Source organism: Streptomyces anthophorae (assembly GCF_049310305.1).
GTDB lineage: Bacteria > Actinomycetota > Actinomycetes > Streptomycetales > Streptomycetaceae > Streptomyces.
The window spans coordinates 7,221,687-7,241,303 of the sequence record NZ_JBLWQQ010000001.1; the positions used below are offsets into that span (position 1 = coordinate 7,221,687).

Below are 19,617 nucleotides of genomic sequence, written 5' to 3' on the forward strand. Positions count from 1 at the left end.
TCAGCCCCCGAACTCGTGCAAGCCCTTCACCGCCTGGTCCAGCAACGCCTGACGGCCGTCCAGCTCCTTCTGAAGCTTGTCCGCCTTGGAGTTGTTGCCCTGGGCACGAGCCTGCTCGATCTGACCCGTGAGCTTGTCCACCGCCGCCTGCAACTGGCCGGTGAGGCCCTCCGCACGCGCGCGTGCCTCCGGGTTCGTGCGACGCCACTCGGCTTCCTCGGACTCCTGGATGGCGCGCTCCACGGCGTGCATCCGGCCCTCCACCTTCGGCCGGGCGTCCCGCGGGACGTGACCGATGGCCTCCCACCGCTCGTTGATCGAGCGGAACGCGGCGCGCGCCGACTTCAGGTCCCCGATCGGCAGCAGCTTCTCGGCCTCGTCGGCGAGCGCCTCCTTGAGCTTGAGGTTCTCGCCCTGCTCGGCGTCGCGCTCAGCGAACACCGCGCTGCGGGCCGCGAAGAAGATGTCCTGGGCGCCGCGGAAGCGGTTCCACAGGTCGTCCTCGTGCTCGCGCTGGGCGCGGCCCGCGGCCTTCCAGTCCGTCATCAGATCGCGGTAACGGGCGGCCGTGGCCCCCCAGTCCGTCGAGTTCGACAGCGACTCGGCCTCGGCGACCAGCTTCTCCTTGGTCTTGCGGGCCTCCTCGCGCTGCGCGTCCAGCGAGGCGAAGTGGGCCTTGCGGCGCTTGGAGAACGCCGAGCGGGCGTGCGAGAAGCGGTGCCACAGCTCGTCGTCCGACTTGCGGTCCAGGCGCGGCAGCCCCTTCCAGGTGTCCACCAGGGCGCGCAGCCGCTCGCCGGCCGCCCGCCACTGCTCGGACTGGGCCAGCTCCTCCGCCTCGACGACCAGCGCCTCCTTGGCGTGCCGGGCCTCGTCGGACTGCTTGGCCTTCTGGACCTTGCGCTCCTCGCGGCGGGCCTCGACGGTCTCCACCAGCTTGTCGAGCCGCTTGCCGAGCGCGTCCAGATCGCCGATCGCGTGGGCGTCCGTGACCTGCGCGCGCAGGTGCTCGATCGCCGTCATGGCGTCCTTGGCCGACAGGTCGGTCGTCTTCACCCGGCGTTCGAGGAGCCCGATCTCGACGACCAGGCCGTCGTACTTGCGCTTGAAGTAGGCCAGGGCCTCGTCAGGGGACCCCGCCTTCCACGAACCGACCTCACGCTCGGTGCCGTCGGCATTACGCACGTACACGGTCCCCGTCTCGTCGACGCGGCCCCACGGGTCGCTGCTCACAGCGCCTCCTCCACATGATGCCTGCGCGGGGGTGTCCCACCCCGGGGCATCGTCCACAGTTTCCTGGCGGGCCCGGCCCGCCCTCCACAACGCGGCTCGAATCCGCGCCGCACGAAGCCAATCTAGGCGACCGGCCGCCCCACTGTCCGCACTCAGCGCGGCACAATTCCGCGCCTACGCGCGCGTGGGGCGGCCCTGTGGCCTCACTCCTTGCCGACCGTCGCCTTGCTGACCTTGACGGCCTGCTTCGGCGCCCCGTCCTGCGAGCCACCGGCGACGCCCTTCGCGGCGACGTCCTGGACGACCTTGAGGCCCTTCGCGTCCATCGTGCCGACGGGCGTGTACGTGGGCGTCAGCTTGCTGTCCTTGTAGACCAGGAAGAACTGGCTGCCACCCGAGTTCGGCTGTCCGGTGTTGGCCATCGCCACCGTGCCCGCCTTGTAGGTCACCGAGCCGTCCTTGGCCGGCTTGCCGAGCCCCTTCAGGTTCTCGTCGGGGATCGTGTAGCCGGGGCCGCCCGCGCCGGTGCCCTCCGGGTCGCCGCACTGGAGGACGTAGATGCCCTTGGTGGTGAGGCGGTGGCACTTCGTCCCGTCGAAGAAGCCCTTGTCCGCGAGGTGCTTGAACGAGTTCACCGTGTGCGGGGTCTTCGCCGCGTCCATCGCGATCGTGATGTCGCCGGCGCTCGTCTTGAAGGCCATGTCGTACTTGGCCTTCTTGTCGATCGCCATCTTGGGCTCCGACGCCTTCTTGCTCGGCGAGGGCGACGGGCTCTCCTTCGCGCTGGAGGTGTCCTTCTTGCCGTCACCGCTGAACGCCCCGGCGGCGTACGCGCCGCCCGTGCCGAGGACGGCCACCGCGAGCACGGAGGCGATCACGGTGTTGCGGGTGCGCGCCTTGCGTCGCGCGGACTCGCGCCGCTGCTGCTGGCGCAGGAACTTCTCCCGGGCGAGCTGACGCTGCCGCTGATCCTTGCTGACCACCGGGTCTTCTCCTCGTACGTCTCGTGACCTTCTACGGGCCCCTGATAGTGCCCCGTACCGTATATGGGTTCGCTGTGGAATCGGCCGCGCCGGTAGGCTCTGATCCGCCGCATTCTGTTTGGACGACATTCCACGACCTACGAAGGACGATTGTGCTGATTGCCGGGTTCCCCGCCGGAGCCTGGGGCACCAACTGTTATCTGGTTGCCCCCGCCGCGGGTGAGGAGTGCGTGATCATCGACCCCGGCCACCAGGCCGCCCAGGGAGTCGAGGAAGCGCTCAAGAAGCACCGCCTCAAGCCGGTGGCGGTCGTCCTCACGCACGGGCACATCGACCACGTCGCCTCGGTCGTCCCGGTCTGCGGGGCGCACGACGTCCCGGCCTGGATCCACCCCGAGGACCGCTACATGATGAGCGACCCGGAGAAGGGCATCGGCCGTTCCATCGGCATGCCGCTGATGGGCGAGCTGACGGTGGGGGAGCCGGACGACGTGCGGGAGCTGTCCAACGGCGCGCAGTTGAAGCTCGCCGGGCTCGACTTCACCGTCGCGCACGCGCCGGGCCATACCAAGGGGTCGGTGACCTTCCAGATGCCCGAGGCGGCGGACATCCCGTCCGTCTTCTTCTCGGGCGATCTGCTCTTCGCCGGCTCCATCGGACGCACCGACCTTCCCGGTGGCTCCATGGACGACATGCTCGAATCGCTGGGCCGTGTGTGCCTGCCGCTCGACGACTCGACCGTGGTGCTGTCCGGACACGGCTCCCAGACGACCATCGGCCAGGAGCGCGCCACCAACCCGTATCTGCGGCAGGTGGCCGCCGGCCAGGGACCCTCCACCGAGGGCCCCCGACGAGGAATGTGACGAGAAACCTCCCGTGAGTACCTTCCAGGCCCCCAAGGGCACCTACGACCTGCTTCCGCCGGACTCCGCGACGTACCTCGCGGTCCGCGAGGCGATCTCCGCGCCGCTGCGGAACTCCGGCTACGGCTACATCGAGACGCCCGGCTTCGAGAACGTCGAGCTCTTCGCGCGCGGTGTCGGCGAGTCCACGGACATCGTCACCAAGGAGATGTACGCCTTCGAGACCAAGGGCGGCGACCGGCTCGCGCTGCGTCCCGAGGGCACCGCTTCCGTGCTGCGCGCCGCCCTGGAGGCCAACCTCCACAAGGCCGGCAACCTCCCGGTCAAGCTCTGGTACTCGGGCTCGTACTACCGCTACGAGCGCCCCCAGAAGGGCCGCTACCGGCACTTCTCCCAGGTGGGCGCCGAGGCGATCGGCGCAGAGGACCCGGCCCTGGACGCCGAGTTGATCATCCTGGCCGATCAGGCGTACCGCTCGCTCGGGCTGCGCAACTTCCGCATCCTGCTCAACTCGCTGGGCGACAAGGAGTGCCGCCCGGTGTACCGGGAGGCGCTCCAGACCTTCCTGCGCGGACTCGACCTCGACGAGGACACGCTGCGCCGCGCCGACATCAACCCGCTGCGCGTCCTCGACGACAAGCGGCCCGACGTGCAGAAGCAGCTCACGGACGCGCCGCTGCTCCGCGACTACCTGTGCGACGCCTGCAAGGCGTACCACGAGCAGGTGCGCGAACTCCTCACCGCCGAGGGCGTCGCCTTCGAGGACGACGAGAAGCTGGTCCGCGGCCTGGACTACTACACCCGCACCACCTTCGAGTTCGTCCACGACGGCCTCGGCTCGCAGTCCGCGGTGGGCGGCGGCGGCCGCTACGACGGCCTCTCCGAGATGATCGGCGGCCCCTCGCTGCCGTCCGTCGGCTGGGCGCTCGGCGTGGACCGTACGGTCCTGGCGCTCCAGGCGGAGGGCGTCGAGCTCGCGCTGCCCGCCACCACCAGCGTGTTCGCGGTGCCGCTCGGCGACGAGGCGCGGCGCGTGCTGTTCGCCAAGGTGACCGAGCTGCGCAAGGCCGGGATCTCGGCGGACTTCTCCTTCGGCGGCAAGGGCCTCAAGGGCGCCATGAAGAACGCCAACCGGTCCGGCGCGCGGTTCACGCTCGTCGCCGGTGAGCGGGACCTGGCCGAGGGCGTCGTGCAGCTCAAGGACATGGAGTCCGGCGAGCAGGACGCCGTCGCGGTCGACGACATCGTCGGCGTGCTCACCGCGAAGCTGAAGTAGGCCGATTTACACAGTTGATGTTCGAGCCCCCGGAACAGGTTTCCGGGGGCTCGAACAATTCCGCCCCCTGAGGCGTACATGCTTATGCCCAACGAACGGTGGACCCCGGCGCGGGTGCGGCAGAATGACCACCGCAGCACCCCCACTCGCGTACTCACCTACGGATCGGCGTGATGAGCAAGACGACGACAGCAAGTGACACCGTCTCCCGTGACACCGGTGCCGACCCCGCACCGCGATCCGTCGGCGGCAGCCGGGCCTTCGGGCTGCTTCTGGTGATCACAGGGGCGGCCGGGCTGCTCGCCTCGTGGATCATCACCCTCGACAAGCTGAAGCTGGCCGAGGACCCGAACTTCACGCCGGGCTGCTCCCTGAACCCGGTCATCTCCTGCGGCAACATCATGAAGAGCGACCAGGCGACGGCCTTCGGCTTCCCGAACCCGTGGCTCGGCCTCGTCACCTACGCCATCGTGATCGGCGTCGGCATGAGCCTGCTGGCCCGTGCGCGGTTCCCGCGCTGGTACTGGCTGACCTTCAACTTCGGCTGCCTCTTCGGCGTCTGCTTCGTCTCCTGGCTCCAGTTCCAGTCCCTGTACCGGATCAACGCGCTGTGCCTGTGGTGCTGCCTGGCCTGGGTCGCCACGATCATCATGTTCTGGTACGTCACGTCCTCCAACATCCGCAACGGTTTCCTGCCCGCGCCGCGCCCGGTCAGGACGTTCTTCGAGGACTTCACCTGGGCCCTGCCGGTGCTGCACATCGGCATCATCGCCGTGCTGATCTTCACGCGCTGGGGCGCCTCGCTCTGGGCCTGAGCGGGGCCCGACCGGCCCGCGCCCGTCGCGTTGTCAGTGGCGTGACTTAGGGTTTTGACCGTGGAAGCCGACCTGTTCACCGCCGCAGCCGAAGAGCGCCAGGAGAAGGACCCGACCGCGAGCCCCCTGGCCGTTCGGATGCGCCCGCGCACCCTCGACGAGGTCGTCGGCCAGCAGCACCTGCTCAAGCAGGGTTCGCCGCTGCGCCGGCTGGTCGGCGATGGCGGCTCGGGCCCCGCGGGCGCCTCCTCGGTGATCCTCTGGGGCCCGCCCGGCATCGGCAAGACCACGCTCGCGTACGTGGTGTCCAAGGCGACGAACAAGCGGTTCGTGGAGCTGTCCGCGATCACCGCGGGCGTCAAGGAGGTCCGCGCCGTCATCGAGGGCGCCCGCCGCGCCCTGGGTGCCCACGGCAAGGACACCGTCCTCTTCCTCGACGAGATCCACCGCTTCAGCAAGGCCCAGCAGGACTCGCTGCTGCCCGCCGTGGAGAACCGCTGGGTGACGCTGATCGCGGCGACCACGGAGAACCCGTACTTCTCGGTGATCTCCCCGCTCCTGTCCCGCTCCCTGCTGCTCACCCTCGAATCCCTCACCGACGACGACCTGCGCGGACTGCTCGCGCGTGCGCTCACCGAGGAGCGCGGTCTCGCCGGCGCGGTGACGCTCGCCGAGGACGCGGAGGAACACATCCTGCGGGTGGCCGGCGGAGACGCCCGGCGTGCGCTCACCGCCCTGGAGGCGGCGGCCGGAGCGGCCATCGCCAAGGGCGAGGAGAGCATCACCCTCGAAAGCGTCGAGGAGTCGGTGAACCGCGCGGCGGTCACCTACGACCGGGACGGGGACCAGCACTACGACGTGGCGAGCGCCCTCATCAAGTCCATCCGCGGCTCGGACGTGGACGCGGCGCTGCACTATCTGGCCCGCATGATCGAGGCCGGCGAGGACCCCCGCTTCATCGCGCGCCGCCTGATGATCTCCGCGAGCGAGGACATCGGCCTCGCCGACCCGACGGCCCTGCCGACCGCCGTCGCCGCCGCCCAGGCCGTCGCGATGATCGGCTTCCCGGAGGCCGCGCTCACCCTCAGCCACGCGACGATCGCCCTCGCCCTGGCCCCGAAGTCCAACGCGGCGACGACCGCGATCGGCGCCGCCATGGAGGACGTCCGCAAGGGCCTGGCGGGCCCCGTCCCGCCGCACCTGCGCGACGGGCACTACAAGGGCGCCGCCAAGCTGGGCCACGCGCAGGGCTATGTGTATCCGCACGATGTGCCCGGCGGCATCGCGGCCCAGCAGTACGCGCCGGACGCGATAGCGGGCCGCCGCTACTACCAGCCGACGCGCTACGGGGCGGAGGCCCGGTACGCGGACGTGGTGGAGCGGGTCCGCGAGCGGCTCGGCGGCCCTGGCGGCGAGGGGTCCGACTGATCCGGTAGACTGCCCCGAAGTGCTGTGTCCCGTGCCCGGGATCCCGAAAGGGAAACCGGCACCACCAGAGCGGGACATCAAGCCGGATCCCCCGAACCGTGCGTTCGCCGTACGGCACAGGAGATCCAGGAGCGTCGCGCACCGTCGAAGGTGTCGCGGGCAGCCCACCACCAGCCCGGCCCGCAAGGGCCCGGAGCCCGGTCGGTGGGCCACTCGCGTGCTGCACGTATGTGCCCAGACCTGGGAGCGGCTGCCCTGCCGTCCGCAAGGACAGCGGTGGGGTTTCCCGGGCTGCGGATTGCGACCTCCCCGAACCCTGGTGAAGCCGTATTCGCATCAGAAACACGAGGTGTTTGGTTCATGCCGAACCAGTCCCGCCCCAAGGTCAAGAAGTCGCGTGCCCTCGGTATCGCGCTGACCCCGAAGGCCGTCAAGTACTTCGAGGCCCGCCCCTACCCGCCGGGCGAGCACGGCCGCGGCCGCAAGCAGAACTCGGACTACAAGGTCCGTCTGCTCGAGAAGCAGCGTCTGCGCGCTCAGTACGACCTGAGCGAGAAGCAGATCGCCCGCGCCTACGACCGCGCCAAGAAGGTCGAGGGCAAGACGGGTGAGGCGCTCGTCATCGAGCTCGAGCGTCGTCTCGACGCCCTGGTTCTCCGTTCGGGCATCGCCCGCACGATCTACCAGGCCCGTCAGATGGTCGTTCACGGCCACATCGAGGTCAACGGCCAGAAGGTCGACAAGCCGTCCTTCCGCGTGAAGCCGGACGACGTCGTCATGGTCCGCGAGCGCAGCCGCAACAAGCCGCTGTTCCAGGTCGCGCGTGAGGGTGGCTTCGCCCCCGAGGGCGAGACCCCGCGTTACCTCCAGGTGAACCTGAAGGCCCTGGCCTTCCGCCTGGACCGTGACCCGAACCGCAAGGAGATCCCCGTGATCTGCGACGAGCAGCTCGTCGTCGAGTACTACGCCCGCTGATCTCCCTCACCGGAGTCTCCCTCGCGGGAGAGCGGACGCAGTACCACCTGCGTTTCAGCCCGCCGTCTCCCCGCCCTTCCAGGTGCGGGAGGCGGCGGGTTCGCGTTTCTCCCTGACCGGCTCCGCGGGGCGGGCCGGATGCGGTACCGCCGCGGCCACCCGCCGGCGACCGCCGCGGCTGAGCGCCCGGGACACCGCTTCTTCCTGCTCCAACTGCTCGCCCGCGCGCGCGAGTTCGGCGAACCTGGCGTCACCGAGCGACTGCCGCGCCCGCACCTCGCACAGTTCGTGCGGCGCGTTGTAGTGGGCCGAGCCGAACAGCGGCAGCCCCACGGAGGACCACATCCGGGCCGCCGCCCCCTGGAGCACCGCCGCCTCGGCTGCGTCCCCCTCCTCGACCGTGACCAGGGCGAGCAGCTCAAGGGAGAGCACGGTGCCCAGCAGATCGCGGAACTCGTGGTCGATCGCCAGGCACTCGTCGAGCAGCACGCGGGCCTGCCCGTGACCGCCTTCCGTCCACTGCGCGTACGCCAGCACATAGAGCGCGTACGCGAGGGTCCAGCGCTCCCCGTGGTCCTCGCACACCTGCCGTACGTCCGCGCACAGCGCGACCGCCTCCGCCAGATCGCCCTGGAACGCGAGCGCCATCGCCAGCTCGACCTGACCCATCAGGACGTTGCTGTTGAGCTCGCCGATCTCCCGGTAGCTGGACAGCGCGGTGCGCAGCAGGTCCTCGGCGCGCGGCAGGTCGTCGCTGACCAGGGCCAGGCACCCGGTGCGGTGCACCGCGTACGCGAGCGCCGTGGCGTCGCCGGTGCGCTCCGCCTCCTCGCGGCACTCCTGCAACGCGGCGAGCGCGGGCACCGTGTCGCCCTGAAGGATCGCGACGTAGCCGAGCACCCACAGCGCCTTGAGGCGCGAGGCCGCGTACTCCATGGACTCGTCACCGCCACCCGGACAGACGTCGCCGTCGTCGAACTCGACGTCCAGGCCGACGCTGCGGTCCAGCCAGTGCCGTCCCTCGGAGAGCCGCCCGCAGCCCGCCCAGTAGAACCAGAGCGTGCCCGCCAGGTACTGGCCCAGATGCGCCTCGCCCGGTTCGGTCAGGCAGTGTTCGAGGGCGGCGCGCAGATTCGGCAGCTCCGCCTCGATCCGGGAGGCCACCTCGCCCTGCCGCGGCGAGAACCAGTCCAGCTCGCACCAGGTGGCCAGGCCCATGTACCAGTCGCGGTGCCTGCGCCGCATCCGGCGGCCGTCGCCCAGGGCGTCCAGCCACTCGGCCCCGTACGCGCGCACCGTGTCGAGCATCCGGTAGCGCACCTCGCCCCGGACCTCCTCGCGGACGAGCACGGACTGCGCGAGCAGCTCGTCGATGACGTCGATGACGTCGTCCGCGGGCAGGCCCTCGCCCCCGCACACGTACTCCGCCGCCTCCAGGTCGAACGAGCCGGAGAACACCGAGAGGCGCGCCCACAGCAACCGCTCCTGGGGCGTGCACAGTTCATGGCTCCAGCCGATCGTGGTGCGCAGCGTCTGATGCCGCGGCAACACGTCGCGGCCGCCGCCCCGCAACAACCGGAACCGGTCGTCGAGCCGCTCCATCAGCTGCGGCGGCGAAAGGACCCGCAGCCGCCCGGCGGCGAGTTCCACCGCGAGCGGCAGACCGTCCAGGCGCCGGCACACCTCCAGCACGTCGACCAGCGTGCGCCCGTCAAGCCGGAAGTCGGGCAGCAGCGCCGCGGCCCGGTCGGTGAACAGCTCCGCCGCGTCGGCCGGCGTCAGCGGGGCGAGCGGGAACACCTGCTCCCCGTCGACGGCGAGCGGTCTGCGGCCCACCGCGAGCACCCGGAGCCCCGGCGCCGCGCGCAGCAGGTCCCGTATGAGAGAGGCGCACGAGTCGACGAGGTGTTCGAACCCGTCGACGACGAGGACGAGCCGGCGCTCGGCGAGGTGGTCCACGAGGACCTGGCGCGGGGCGCGGGTGGTGTGATCGGTGAGGCCGAGGGCCTCGGCGAGCGTGTACTCGACGAGCTCCGGCAGCCGCACGGTCGCCAGCTCCACCCGCCACACCCCGTCGGGACACAGGGACCGCGGGACCCGGGCGGCGGCATGCGCGGCGAAGCGGGACTTGCCGACGCCGCCGACCCCGGTGACCGTGACCAGGCGGCCCGCCTCCAGGGCCGCCGCCAGCGCCGTGAGTTCGGCGGCACGGCCGACGAAACGATTGAGTTCGTGGGGGAGGTTGCCGGGTTGTGGGGGACCGGCGGGGACATCAGTGGGGCGCGAAGAGCGTCGCATGGGGCACAGAGCGTACTCACGCGTGTGCGGTCCGTACAATCGCATCGTCGAATGTCCGCCGCTCGGGACGCGAATGCGGTACGGAGCGCGGGGTCGGGCGCGATAGGCTCGGGGGACGACTTTTCGATGTTCAGCAGCTGTGCTTTCGCACAGGGCTTTCGCACAGAGCTAGGGAGCGGTGCCAAGTGTCCGGTGGAGAGGTTGCCGGGATTCTGGTGGCTGTCTTCTGGGCGATCCTGGTCTCCTTCCTCGCGGTGGCGCTCGTGAGGCTGGCCCAGACGCTCAGGGCGACCACCAAGCTGGTCGCGGACGTGACCGAACAGGCCGTCCCGCTGCTCGCCGACGCCTCCGCCGCGGTCCGCTCCGCGCAGACCCAGATCGACCGCGTCGACTCGATCGCCTCGGACGTCCAGGAAGTCACCTCGAACGCGTCGGCGCTCTCCTCCACCGTGGCCTCCACCTTCGGCGGCCCGCTGGTCAAGGTGGCCGCGTTCGGCTACGGAGTGCGCCGGGCCATCGGTGGCCGGGGCAAGGACGCGCCCGCCAAGGAGTCGCGCCGTACCGTGATCGTGGGGCGCACGCTCCCCGAGGCGCGGCGGGCCAAGCGGGCCAACCGGAACAAGAGGGACTGACCGCATACATGTTCCGCCGTACGTTCTGGTTCACCGCGGGCGCAGCCGCCGGCGTATGGGCCACCACCAAGGTCAACCGCAAGCTCAAGCAGCTGACGCCGGAGTCGCTCGCCGCGCAGGCCGCCAACAAGGCCGTCGAGGCGGGCCACAAGCTCAAGGGCTTCGCCCTCGACGTCCGCGACAACATGGCGGAGCGCGAGGCCGAACTGGGCGACGCCCTCGGCATCAACGAGCAGCCGGATCCCGCCGAGCTGCCGCAGCGCCGCTTCGCGGTCATCCAGAACACCTTCACCACGAAGGCCGTTCACACCAAGCAACCCAAGTACCTCGAGAACACCAGGTACTCGATCAACAATCGGAATGAGGACCACTGATGGAGTCGGCTGAAATCCGTCGCCGCTGGCTGAGCTTCTTCGAGGAGCGTGGCCACAAGGTCGTGCCCTCGGCGTCGCTCATCGCGGACGACCCGACTCTGCTGCTCGTCCCCGCGGGCATGGTCCCGTTCAAGCCCTACTTCCTGGGCGAGGTCAAGCCGCCCGCGCCGCGCGCCACTTCGGTCCAGAAGTGCGTGCGCACGCCGGACATCGAAGAGGTCGGCAAGACCACCCGGCACGGCACGTTCTTCCAGATGTGCGGCAACTTCTCCTTCGGCGACTACTTCAAGGAAGGCGCCATCAAGTACGCCTGGGAGCTGCTCACCAGCTCCGTGGCGGACGGTGGCTACGGCCTGGAGCCCGAGAAGCTCTGGATCACCGTCTACCTCGACGACGACGAGGCCGAGCGGATCTGGCACGAGGTCGTCGGCGTGCCGAAGGAACGCATCCAGCGCCTCGGCAAGAAGGACAACTTCTGGTCCATGGGCGTCCCCGGCCCCTGCGGCCCGTGCTCCGAGATCAATTACGACCGCGGCCCCGAGTTCGGCGAAGAGGGCGGCCCGATCGTCAACGACGAGCGCTACGTGGAGATCTGGAACCTGGTCTTCATGCAGTACGAGCGCGGCGCCGGCACGTCGAAGGAGGACTTCGAGATCCTCGGCGACCTGCCGTCGCAGAACATCGACACGGGTCTCGGCCTCGAGCGCCTCGCGATGATCCTCCAGGGCGTACAGAACATGTACGAGACGGACACCCTGCGCGTCGTCATCGACAAGGCCACCGAGCTGACCGGCGTCGGTTACGGCGACAAGCACGAGTCGGACGTCTCGCTGCGCGTCGTCGCCGACCACATGCGCACCTCGACGATGCTCATCGGCGACGGCGTCACGCCCGGCAACGAGGGCCGCGGCTACGTGCTGCGCCGCATCATGCGCCGCGCCATCCGCAACATGCGCATCCTCGGCGCCACCGGTCCCGTCGTGCAGGAGCTGCTCGACGTCGTGATCGACACGATGGGGCAGCAGTACCCGGAGCTGATCACCGACCGCAAGCGCATCGAGCAGGTCGCGCTCGCCGAGGAGGCCGCGTTCCTCAAGGCCCTCAAGGGCGGCACGAACATCCTGGACACCGCCGTCACCGAGACGAAGGCCGCCGGCAAGTCGGTCCTCGCCGGCGACAAGGCGTTCCTGCTCCACGACACGTGGGGCTTCCCGATCGACCTCACCCTGGAGATGGCCGCCGAGCAGGGCCTCTCCGTGGACGAGGACGGCTTCCGGCGCCTGATGAAGGAGCAGCGGGAGCGCGCCAAGGCGGACGCCCAGGCCAAGAAGACCGGCCACGTCAACGTCGGCGCGTACCGCGAGATCGCGGACGCCGCCGGTGCCACGGACTTCATCGGCTACGCCTCGACCGAGGGCGAGTCCCGCGTCGTCGGCCTGCTGGTCAACGGCGTCTCCTCGCCCGCCGCCACCGAGGGCGACGAGGTGGAGGTCGTGCTCGACCGCACCCCGTTCTACGCCGAGGGCGGCGGCCAGATCGGCGACACCGGCCGCATCAAGCTGGACAACGGCGCGGTCGTCGAGGTCCGCGACTGCCAGAAGCCGGTCCCCGGCGTCTACGTCCACAAGGGCGTCGTCCAGGTCGGCGAGGTGACCGTCGGTGCCCCGGCCCAGGCGATCATCGACGTGGCGCGCCGCCGCGCCATCGCCCGCGCCCACTCCGCCACGCACCTCACGCACCAGGCGCTGCGCGACGCGCTCGGCCCGACGGCCGCGCAGGCCGGTTCCGAGAACCAGCCGGGCCGCTTCCGCTTCGACTTCGGTTCGCCGTCCGCCGTTCCGACGGCCGTGATGACCGACGTGGAGCAGAAGATCAACGAGGTCCTGGCGCGCGAGCTCGATGTGCACGCCGAGGTCATGTCGATCGACGAGGCCAAGAAGCAGGGTGCCATCGCCGAGTTCGGCGAGAAGTACGGCGAGCGGGTCCGCGTCGTCACCATGGGCGACTTCTCCAAGGAGCTGTGCGGCGGCACGCACGTGCACAACACCGCCCAGCTCGGCCTGGTGAAGCTGCTCGGCGAGTCCTCCATCGGCTCCGGCGTGCGCCGCATCGAGGCCCTCGTCGGCGTCGACGCGTACAACTTCCTCGCCAAGGAGCACACGGTCGTCGCCCAGCTCCAGGAGCTGATCAAGGGCCGCTCCGAGGAGCTGCCCGACAAGATCTCCGCGATGCTCGGCAAGCTCAAGGACGCCGAGAAGGAGATCGAGAAGTTCCGCGCGGAGAAGGTCCTCCAGGCCGCCGCCGGTCTCGCCGACTCCGCCAAGGACGTCCGCGGCGTCGCCGTCGTCACCGGCCAGGTCCCGGACGGCACGTCCGCCGACGACCTGCGCAAGCTGGTCCTCGACGTGCGCGGCCGCATCCAGGGCGGCCGCCCCGCGGTCGTCGCGCTCTTCACCACGGCCAACGGCAAGCCGCTCACGGTCATCGCCACCAACGACGCCGCGCGCGACCGCGGCCTCAAGGCCGGCGACCTGGTCCGTACGGCCGCGAAGACCCTCGGCGGCGGTGGCGGCGGCAAGCCGGACGTCGCGCAGGGCGGCGGTCAGAACCCGGCCGCGATCGGTGAGGCCATCGACGCCGTCGAGCGCCTCGTGGCGGAGACCGCGAACTGATGCGCCGAGGCCGCCGCTTGGCGATCGACGTCGGGGACGCCCGGATCGGGGTCGCGTCCTGCGACCCCGACGGGATCCTCGCGACTCCGGTGGAGACCGTGCCGGGACGCGACGTCCCGGCCGCCCACCGCCGTCTGAAGCAGATCGTGGAGGAGTACGAGCCGATCGAGATCGTCGTCGGGCTCCCTCGCTCCCTCAAGGGCGGCGAGGGTCCCGCGGCCGCCAAGGTCCGCGGCTTCGCCCAGGAACTCGCCCGAGGCGTGGCACCCGTTCCGGTGAGACTTCTCGACGAGAGGATGACCACAGTGACGGCCAGTCAGGGACTGCGCGCCAGCGGCGTTAAGTCCAAAAAGGGCCGCTCTGTCATCGACCAGGCGGCCGCGGTCATCATCCTCCAGCAGGCCCTGGAGTCCGAACGGGCGTCAGGAACCGCTCCCGGCGAGGGCGTCGAAGTGGTTGTCTGATCGCGATACGGTAACGTTCCGCGCGACCGGCGGTGTTCGAATAGCCGCCGCACAGCATCAAGAGGCGGAACGGTTGACCTTCCAGATCGGAGAGCGGCCCACCCCGCCTCGCGGCTTGTAGGGGACCGATGACTGAGTATGGCCGGGGCCAAGGCCCCGAACCGTGGCATCCCGCGGACCCGCTGTACGGGGACCAGGGGTGGGGGCAGCAGGCCGGGAGCGGCCAGGCGCCCTACGGCGGCCAGGGGAGTTACGACCCGCAGCAGGCCTACGGCGGTGACTGGGACACCGGTCAGCAGGGCTACGGCTACGGCCAGGATCCCGGCTACGGTCAGGACCCCGGTTACGGGCAGCAGTCGTACGGCGGTGGACAGCAGGGCCAGAGCGGCTGGGACAACGGCCAGGGCGGTCAGCCCCCGTACGGTGTGGACCCCGCGGACCCGTACGGCACCGGTCAGCACGCCGCGTACAACGGCGAGGAGCCGGACTACTACAACACTCCGGGCGCCTACCCGCCGCCGGAGCCGCCGGGCAACCGTCGCCCGCAGGACCCCGGGACCGGCTGGGACGCCGGACCGGACCAGGGCGAGGAAGCGTTCTTCAACGGCGGTGGCGACGACGAGGACGACTACGACGAGGGGCGCGGCGGGCGCCGGGGCCGCGGCGGCAAGAAGCCGAAGAAGCGGCGCAGCGGCTGTGCCTGCCTGGTCCTGACCGCGATCTTCGCGGCCGGTGTCGGTGGCGTCGGCTACTTCGGCTACCAGTTCTACCAGGATCGTTTCGGCGCGGCCCCGGACTACGCGGGCAGCGGCAACGGCGAGCAGGTCACCGTCGTCATCCCGAAGAACGCGGGCGGCTACGCCATCGGCCAGCAGCTCAAGGACGCCGGCGTCGTGCAGAGCGTCGACGCGTTCGTCGCGGCCCAGGCGGCCGACCCGAAGGGGAAGACGATCCAGGACGGCGCGTACGTCATGGAGAAGCAGATGTCCGCGTCGAGCGCGGTCGACATGCTGCTCAGCCCGACGGCCCGCGCCAACCTCACCATCCCCGAAGGCGCCCGCAACGCGGCCGTCTACGAGAAGATCGACCAGAAGCTCAAGGTCGCCAAGGGCACCACGGCCAAGGTCGCGAAGAAGGACTACAAGGATCTCGGCCTGCCCGACTGGGCGCTGGACCACCGCGGCGTGAAGGACCCGCTGGAGGGCTTCCTCTACCCGTCGAGCTACGCGGCCGCCAAGGGCATGAAGCCCGAGGACGTCCTGAAGGACATGGTCGCGCGGGCCAACGACACGTACGAGCGGATCGACCTCGAGGGCGAGGCCAAGCAGCTCCACCTCGACAACCCGTGGCAGGTGCTCACCGTCGCGAGCCTCGTACAGGCCGAGGGCAAGACGCACGACGACTTCCGCAAGATGGCCGAGGTCGTCTACAACCGCCTCAAGACCTCGAACACGGAGACCAACCAGCTCCTTCAGTTCGACTCGACCTTCAATTACCTCAAGGGTCAGAGCAACATCAACATCGGCGAGTCCGAGATCAACAGCAACAAGGACCCGTACAACACCTACACGCGCAAGGGGCTGCCGCCCGGCCCGATCGGCAACCCCGGCGACGTGGCGCTCGCCGCGACGCTCAAGCCGACGAGCAACGGCTGGCTCTACTTCGTGGCCACGGACGGCATGCACAAGACCGAGTTCGCGAAGACCAACGCCGAGTTCGAGAAGCTGAAGGAAAAGTTCAATGCCAGCCAGTCCAACTGACGTGCGCAGGGCGGCGGTTCTGGGTTCGCCCATCGCCCACTCCCTCTCGCCGCAGCTGCACATCGCGGCGTACCGGGCGCTGGGTCTGGACGACTGGCGGTACGACCGGTTCGAGACGGACGAGGCGGCGCTGCCCGCCTTCCTCTCCGGGCTCGGGCCCGAGTGGGCCGGGCTCTCGCTGACGATGCCGCTGAAGCGGGCGGTGATCCCGCTGCTCGACGAGATCACCGAGACGGCGCGCTCCGTGGAGGCGGTGAACACCGTCGTACTGCGCGCCGACGGGCGGAAGGTCGGCGACAACACCGACATCCCGGGGCTCATCGCGGCGCTGCACGAGCGCGGTGTGGAGAAGGTCGAGTCCGCGGCGATCCTCGGCGCGGGCGCCACCGCGTCCTCCGCGCTCGCCGCCCTGTCCCGGATCTGCACCGGTGAGGTCGTCACCTACGTGCGCAGCGCGCAGCGCGCCGACGAGATGCGCGGCTGGGGCGAACGCCTCGGGGTGCGGGTGCGCACGGCCGACTGGGCCGAGGCGCCGGCGGCCTTCGAGGCGCCGCTGGTGATCGCCACGACGCCCAAGGGCGGCACGGACCACCTGGTCGAGGCGGTCCCCGAGAGTGTCGGCACGCTCTTCGACGTCCTCTACGATCCGTGGCCCACGCCGCTGGCCGCGGCCTGGGAGCGGCGCGGCGGGGCGGTGCTCAGCGGGCTCGACCTGCTCGTGCACCAGGCCGTCTTCCAGTTCGAGCAGTTCACCGGCGACACCCGCCCGGTGCTCGCCGCGATGCGCGAGGCGGGCGTCAAGGCGCTCGGCTGACCCGGCTCCCGGGCTCGCGCGTGTGGCACGCGTCTCATGTGGCGTCCGCACCCCGGACACCCGAAACGCCGGGCTCCGTGGACGTGGGAGGATCGTTCCCATACACAGAGCGCGAGCATGAGGAGCACCGTTGAGCAGGTTGCGCTGGCTGACCGCGGGGGAGTCGCACGGCCCCGCACTCGTCGCGACGCTGGAGGGACTTCCCGCCGGCGTTCCGATCACCACGGAGATGGTGGCGGACCACCTGGCACGGCGCCGCCTCGGCTATGGCCGCGGGGCCCGGATGAAGTTCGAGCGCGACGAGGTCACCTTCCTCGGCGGTGTGCGGCACGGCCTGACCCTCGGCTCGCCGGTCGCGATCATGGTCGGCAACACCGAGTGGCCCAAGTGGGAACAGGTCATGTCCGGTGACCCGGTCGACCCGGAGATCCTCAAGGACATGGCGCGCAACGCGCCGCTGACCCGCCCGCGCCCCGGCCACGCCGACCTCGCCGGCATGCAGAAGTACGGCTTCGACGAGGCCCGCCCGATCCTGGAGCGCGCCTCCGCCCGCGAGACGGCCGCCCGGGTCGCGCTCGGCGCGGTCGCCCGCTCGTACCTCAAGGAGACGGCCGGGATCGAGATCGTCTCCCACGTCGTCGAACTGTGCTCGGTGAAGGCCCCGCAGGGTGTCTACCCGACCCCGGCCGACGTCGAGAAGCTGGACGCCGACCCGCTGCGCTGCCTCGACGCCGACGCGTCGAAGCAGATGGTGGCCGAGGTCGACCAGGCCCACAAGGACGGCGACACGCTCGGCGGCGTCGTCGAGGTCCTCGCCTACGACGTGCCGGTGGGCCTCGGCTCGCACGTGCACTGGGACCGCAAGCTCGACGCCCGCCTCGCCGGTGCGCTCATGGGCATCCAGGCCATCAAGGGCGTCGAGATCGGTGACGGCTTCGAGCTGGCGCGGGTGCCCGGTTCGCAGGCGCACGACGAGATCGTGAAGACGGACGAGGGCATCCGCCGCGTCTCCGGACACGCGGGCGGCACCGAGGGCGGCCTGTCCACCGGTGAGCTGCTGCGCGTGCGTGCCGCGATGAAGCCGATCGCGACCGTGCCGCGCGCCCTGAAGACCGTCGACGTCGCCACCGGCGAGGCCACCCAGGCCCACCACCAGCGCTCCGACGTCTCCGCCGTGCCGGCCGCCGGCATCGTCGCCGAGGCGATGGTCGCGCTGGTGCTCGCGGACGCGGTCGCGGAGAAGTTCGGCGGCGACAGCGTCTCCGAGACCCGGCGCAACGTCACCTCGTACCTCGACAACCTCCAGATCCGGTGAGCGGCCCGCAGGTCGTCCTCGTCGGACCGATGGGTGTCGGCAAGTCGACGGTGGGCGCGCTGCTCGCCGAGCGGCTCGGCTGCGCCTACCGGGACACCGACGACGACATCGTCACCGCACAGGGCCGCACCATCGCCGACATCTTCGTCGACGAGGGCGAGGCGCACTTCCGCGCCCTGGAGAAGGCCTCCGTCGCGGCGGCGCTCGCCGACCACGAGGGCGTGCTCTCGCTCGGCGGCGGCGCCATCCTCGACGCCGACACCCGCGCCCTGCTCGCCGCCCACCCGACCGTCGTCTATCTCTCGATGGACGTCGACGAGGCGGCCAAGCGCACCGGCCTGAACGCGGCCCGGCCGCTGCTCGCCGTCAACCCCCGCAAGCAGTGGCGGGAGCTGATGGAGGCGCGCAGGCATCTGTACACCGAGGTCGCCCGGGTGGTCGTCGCCACCGACGGCCGCACCCCCGACGAGGTCACCGAAGCGGTCCTCGACGCACTGGAGTTGAAGCAGGCATGAGCGAGCAGCCGGAGCAGGTCACCCGTATCCACGTCGGCGGGACCGCTGGCACGGACCCGTACGAGGTCCTGGTGGGGCGTCAACTCCTGGGCGAGCTGGGCTCGTTGATCGGTGACAAGGTCAAGCGCGTCGCCATCGTGCACCCGGAGGCGCTCGCCGAGACCGGCGAGGCGCTGCGCGGGGACCTGGCCGACCAGGGCTTCGAGGCGATCGCCATCCAGGTGCCGAACGCCGAGGAGGCCAAGACCGCCGAGGTCGCCGCGTACTGCTGGAAGGCCCTCGGGCAGTCCAACTTCACGCGCTCCGACGTCGTCGTCGGCGTCGGCGGCGGCGCGACCACGGACCTCGCCGGGTTCGTGGCCGCGACCTGGCTGCGCGGTGTGCGCTGGATCGCCATCCCGACGACCGTGCTCGCCATGGTGGACGCGGCGGTCGGCGGCAAGACCGGCATCAACACGGCCGAGGGCAAGAACCTGGTGGGCGCCTTCCACCCGCCGGCCGGGGTCCTGTGCGATCTGGCGGCGCTCGACTCCCTCCCCGTGCACGACTTCGTGTCCGGTCTCGCCGAGGTCATCAAGGCCGGCTTCATCGCCGACGAGAAGATCCTCGAACTCATCGAGGAGGACCCGGAGTCGGCCCGTACGCCCACGGGCAAGCACACCGCCGAGCTGATCGAGCGCGCCATCCGGGTCAAGGCCGAGGTCGTCTCGTCCGACCTCAAGGAGGCGGGCCTGCGCGAGATCCTCAACTACGGGCACACGCTCGCGCACGCCATCGAGAAGAACGAGCGCTACAAGTGGCGGCACGGCGCGGCGGTCTCCGTCGGCATGCTCTTCGCCGCCGAACTCGGCCGCCTGGCGGGCCGGTTGGACGACGCGACGGCGGACCGCCACCGCACGGTCCTGGAATCCGTGGGGCTGCCGCTGTCGTACCGCTACGACCAGTGGCCCAAGCTCCTGGAGACCATGAAGGTCGACAAGAAGTCCCGCGGGGACCTGCTGCGCTTCATCGTCCTCGACGGCCTCGGCCGACCGACCGTTCTCGAGGGCCCGGACCCGGCCGTTCTGCTCGCCGCGTACGGCGAAGTGGCGGAATAGTCCGTTCCGTTGATGTTCGGGCACGTCGGGACCTCCCCGGCCGTTCACACAACGGCGGCCGGGGACGGTACCGTTCGGTAGCGCCCCGTTCGCCGGCGCCCAA

Annotated in this window: 17 protein-coding genes; 14 read left to right on the forward strand and 3 right to left on the reverse strand. The window is 70.5% G+C overall.

Annotated features, from left to right (window positions below):
- Both ACNYS0_RS32860 and ACNYS0_RS32865 read right to left on the reverse strand, forming a co-directional pair.
- Entirely contained in the window at positions 1–1,233 is a 1,233-nt protein-coding gene (locus tag ACNYS0_RS32860) for a DUF349 domain-containing protein (protein WP_422478788.1), read from the reverse strand.
- A gap of 203 nt (positions 1,234–1,436) precedes the next feature.
- The gene (locus ACNYS0_RS32865) at positions 1,437–2,216 is read right to left on the reverse strand and encodes a peptidylprolyl isomerase (RefSeq protein ID WP_422478790.1); all 780 of its coding nucleotides are present in this window, start codon (positions 2,214–2,216) and stop codon (positions 1,437–1,439) included.
- Positions 2,217–2,368: 152 nt separating this feature from the next.
- Between ACNYS0_RS32865 and ACNYS0_RS32870 the strand changes: the two genes are divergently transcribed.
- The 5 genes from ACNYS0_RS32870 to rpsD all read left to right on the forward strand — a co-directional run bounded on the left by ACNYS0_RS32870 (position 2,369) and on the right by rpsD (position 7,573).
- The gene (locus tag ACNYS0_RS32870) at positions 2,369–3,079 is read left to right on the forward strand and encodes an MBL fold metallo-hydrolase (protein WP_422478792.1); all 711 of its coding nucleotides are present in this window, start codon (positions 2,369–2,371) and stop codon (positions 3,077–3,079) included.
- A 13-nt stretch (positions 3,080–3,092) separates the two neighbouring features.
- Entirely contained in the window at positions 3,093–4,355 is a 1,263-nt protein-coding gene (gene hisS / locus ACNYS0_RS32875) for a histidine--tRNA ligase (RefSeq protein WP_422478794.1), read from the forward strand.
- A 173-nt stretch (positions 4,356–4,528) separates the two neighbouring features.
- On the forward strand, positions 4,529–5,170 hold the full coding sequence (locus ACNYS0_RS32880; protein ID WP_422430028.1) for a vitamin K epoxide reductase family protein: 642 nt from the start codon (positions 4,529–4,531) through the stop codon (positions 5,168–5,170).
- Between the two features lie 60 nt (positions 5,171–5,230).
- On the forward strand, positions 5,231–6,598 hold the full coding sequence (locus ACNYS0_RS32885; RefSeq protein ID WP_422478796.1) for a replication-associated recombination protein A: 1,368 nt from the start codon (positions 5,231–5,233) through the stop codon (positions 6,596–6,598).
- Positions 6,599–6,958: 360 nt separating this feature from the next.
- A complete protein-coding gene (gene rpsD, locus ACNYS0_RS32890; protein WP_327664298.1) occupies positions 6,959–7,573 on the forward strand; it encodes a 30S ribosomal protein S4 in 615 nt (204 codons plus the stop codon).
- A gap of 54 nt (positions 7,574–7,627) precedes the next feature.
- Here rpsD and ACNYS0_RS32895 read toward each other — a convergent pair whose 3' ends face one another.
- On the reverse strand, positions 7,628–9,871 hold the full coding sequence (locus ACNYS0_RS32895) for an ATP-binding protein (protein WP_422478798.1): 2,244 nt from the start codon (positions 9,869–9,871) through the stop codon (positions 7,628–7,630).
- A 185-nt stretch (positions 9,872–10,056) separates the two neighbouring features.
- Here ACNYS0_RS32895 and ACNYS0_RS32900 point away from each other — a divergent pair, with 185 nt between their 5' ends.
- The 9 genes from ACNYS0_RS32900 to aroB all read left to right on the forward strand — a co-directional run bounded on the left by ACNYS0_RS32900 (position 10,057) and on the right by aroB (position 19,514).
- The gene (locus ACNYS0_RS32900; protein WP_385763044.1) at positions 10,057–10,503 is read left to right on the forward strand and encodes a DUF948 domain-containing protein; all 447 of its coding nucleotides are present in this window, start codon (positions 10,057–10,059) and stop codon (positions 10,501–10,503) included.
- Between the two features lie 8 nt (positions 10,504–10,511).
- Complete coding sequence (locus tag ACNYS0_RS32905; RefSeq protein WP_422478800.1) at positions 10,512–10,877, forward strand: DUF6167 family protein; 366 nt, start codon at positions 10,512–10,514, stop codon at positions 10,875–10,877.
- Positions 10,877–13,549 (forward strand): alanine--tRNA ligase, encoded by a 2,673-nt coding sequence (gene alaS / locus ACNYS0_RS32910; RefSeq protein WP_422478802.1) that lies wholly within the window; start codon positions 10,877–10,879, stop codon positions 13,547–13,549. The genes ACNYS0_RS32905 and alaS overlap by 1 nt, the downstream gene beginning before the upstream one ends.
- Positions 13,549–14,013, forward strand: coding sequence for a Holliday junction resolvase RuvX (gene ruvX, locus ACNYS0_RS32915; protein WP_326014249.1), 465 nt, complete (start codon positions 13,549–13,551; stop codon positions 14,011–14,013). Before alaS ends, ruvX begins: the two co-directional genes overlap by 1 nt.
- A 128-nt stretch (positions 14,014–14,141) precedes the next feature.
- The gene (gene mltG / locus ACNYS0_RS32920; RefSeq protein ID WP_422478804.1) at positions 14,142–15,773 is read left to right on the forward strand and encodes an endolytic transglycosylase MltG; all 1,632 of its coding nucleotides are present in this window, start codon (positions 14,142–14,144) and stop codon (positions 15,771–15,773) included.
- Entirely contained in the window at positions 15,754–16,587 is an 834-nt protein-coding gene (locus ACNYS0_RS32925) for a shikimate dehydrogenase (protein ID WP_422478806.1), read from the forward strand. Before mltG ends, ACNYS0_RS32925 begins: the two co-directional genes overlap by 20 nt.
- A 130-nt stretch (positions 16,588–16,717) precedes the next feature.
- On the forward strand, positions 16,718–17,902 hold the full coding sequence (aroC, locus tag ACNYS0_RS32930; protein WP_422478808.1) for a chorismate synthase: 1,185 nt from the start codon (positions 16,718–16,720) through the stop codon (positions 17,900–17,902).
- Entirely contained in the window at positions 17,899–18,417 is a 519-nt protein-coding gene (locus ACNYS0_RS32935; protein ID WP_422478810.1) for a shikimate kinase, read from the forward strand. The genes aroC and ACNYS0_RS32935 overlap by 4 nt, the downstream gene beginning before the upstream one ends.
- Positions 18,414–19,514 carry a 3-dehydroquinate synthase gene (gene aroB, locus ACNYS0_RS32940; RefSeq protein WP_422478812.1) on the forward strand — a complete coding sequence of 367 codons (1,101 nt, stop codon included), beginning with the start codon at positions 18,414–18,416 and terminating at the stop codon, positions 19,512–19,514. Before ACNYS0_RS32935 ends, aroB begins: the two co-directional genes overlap by 4 nt.
- The last annotated feature ends 103 nt before the right edge of the window (positions 19,515–19,617 follow it).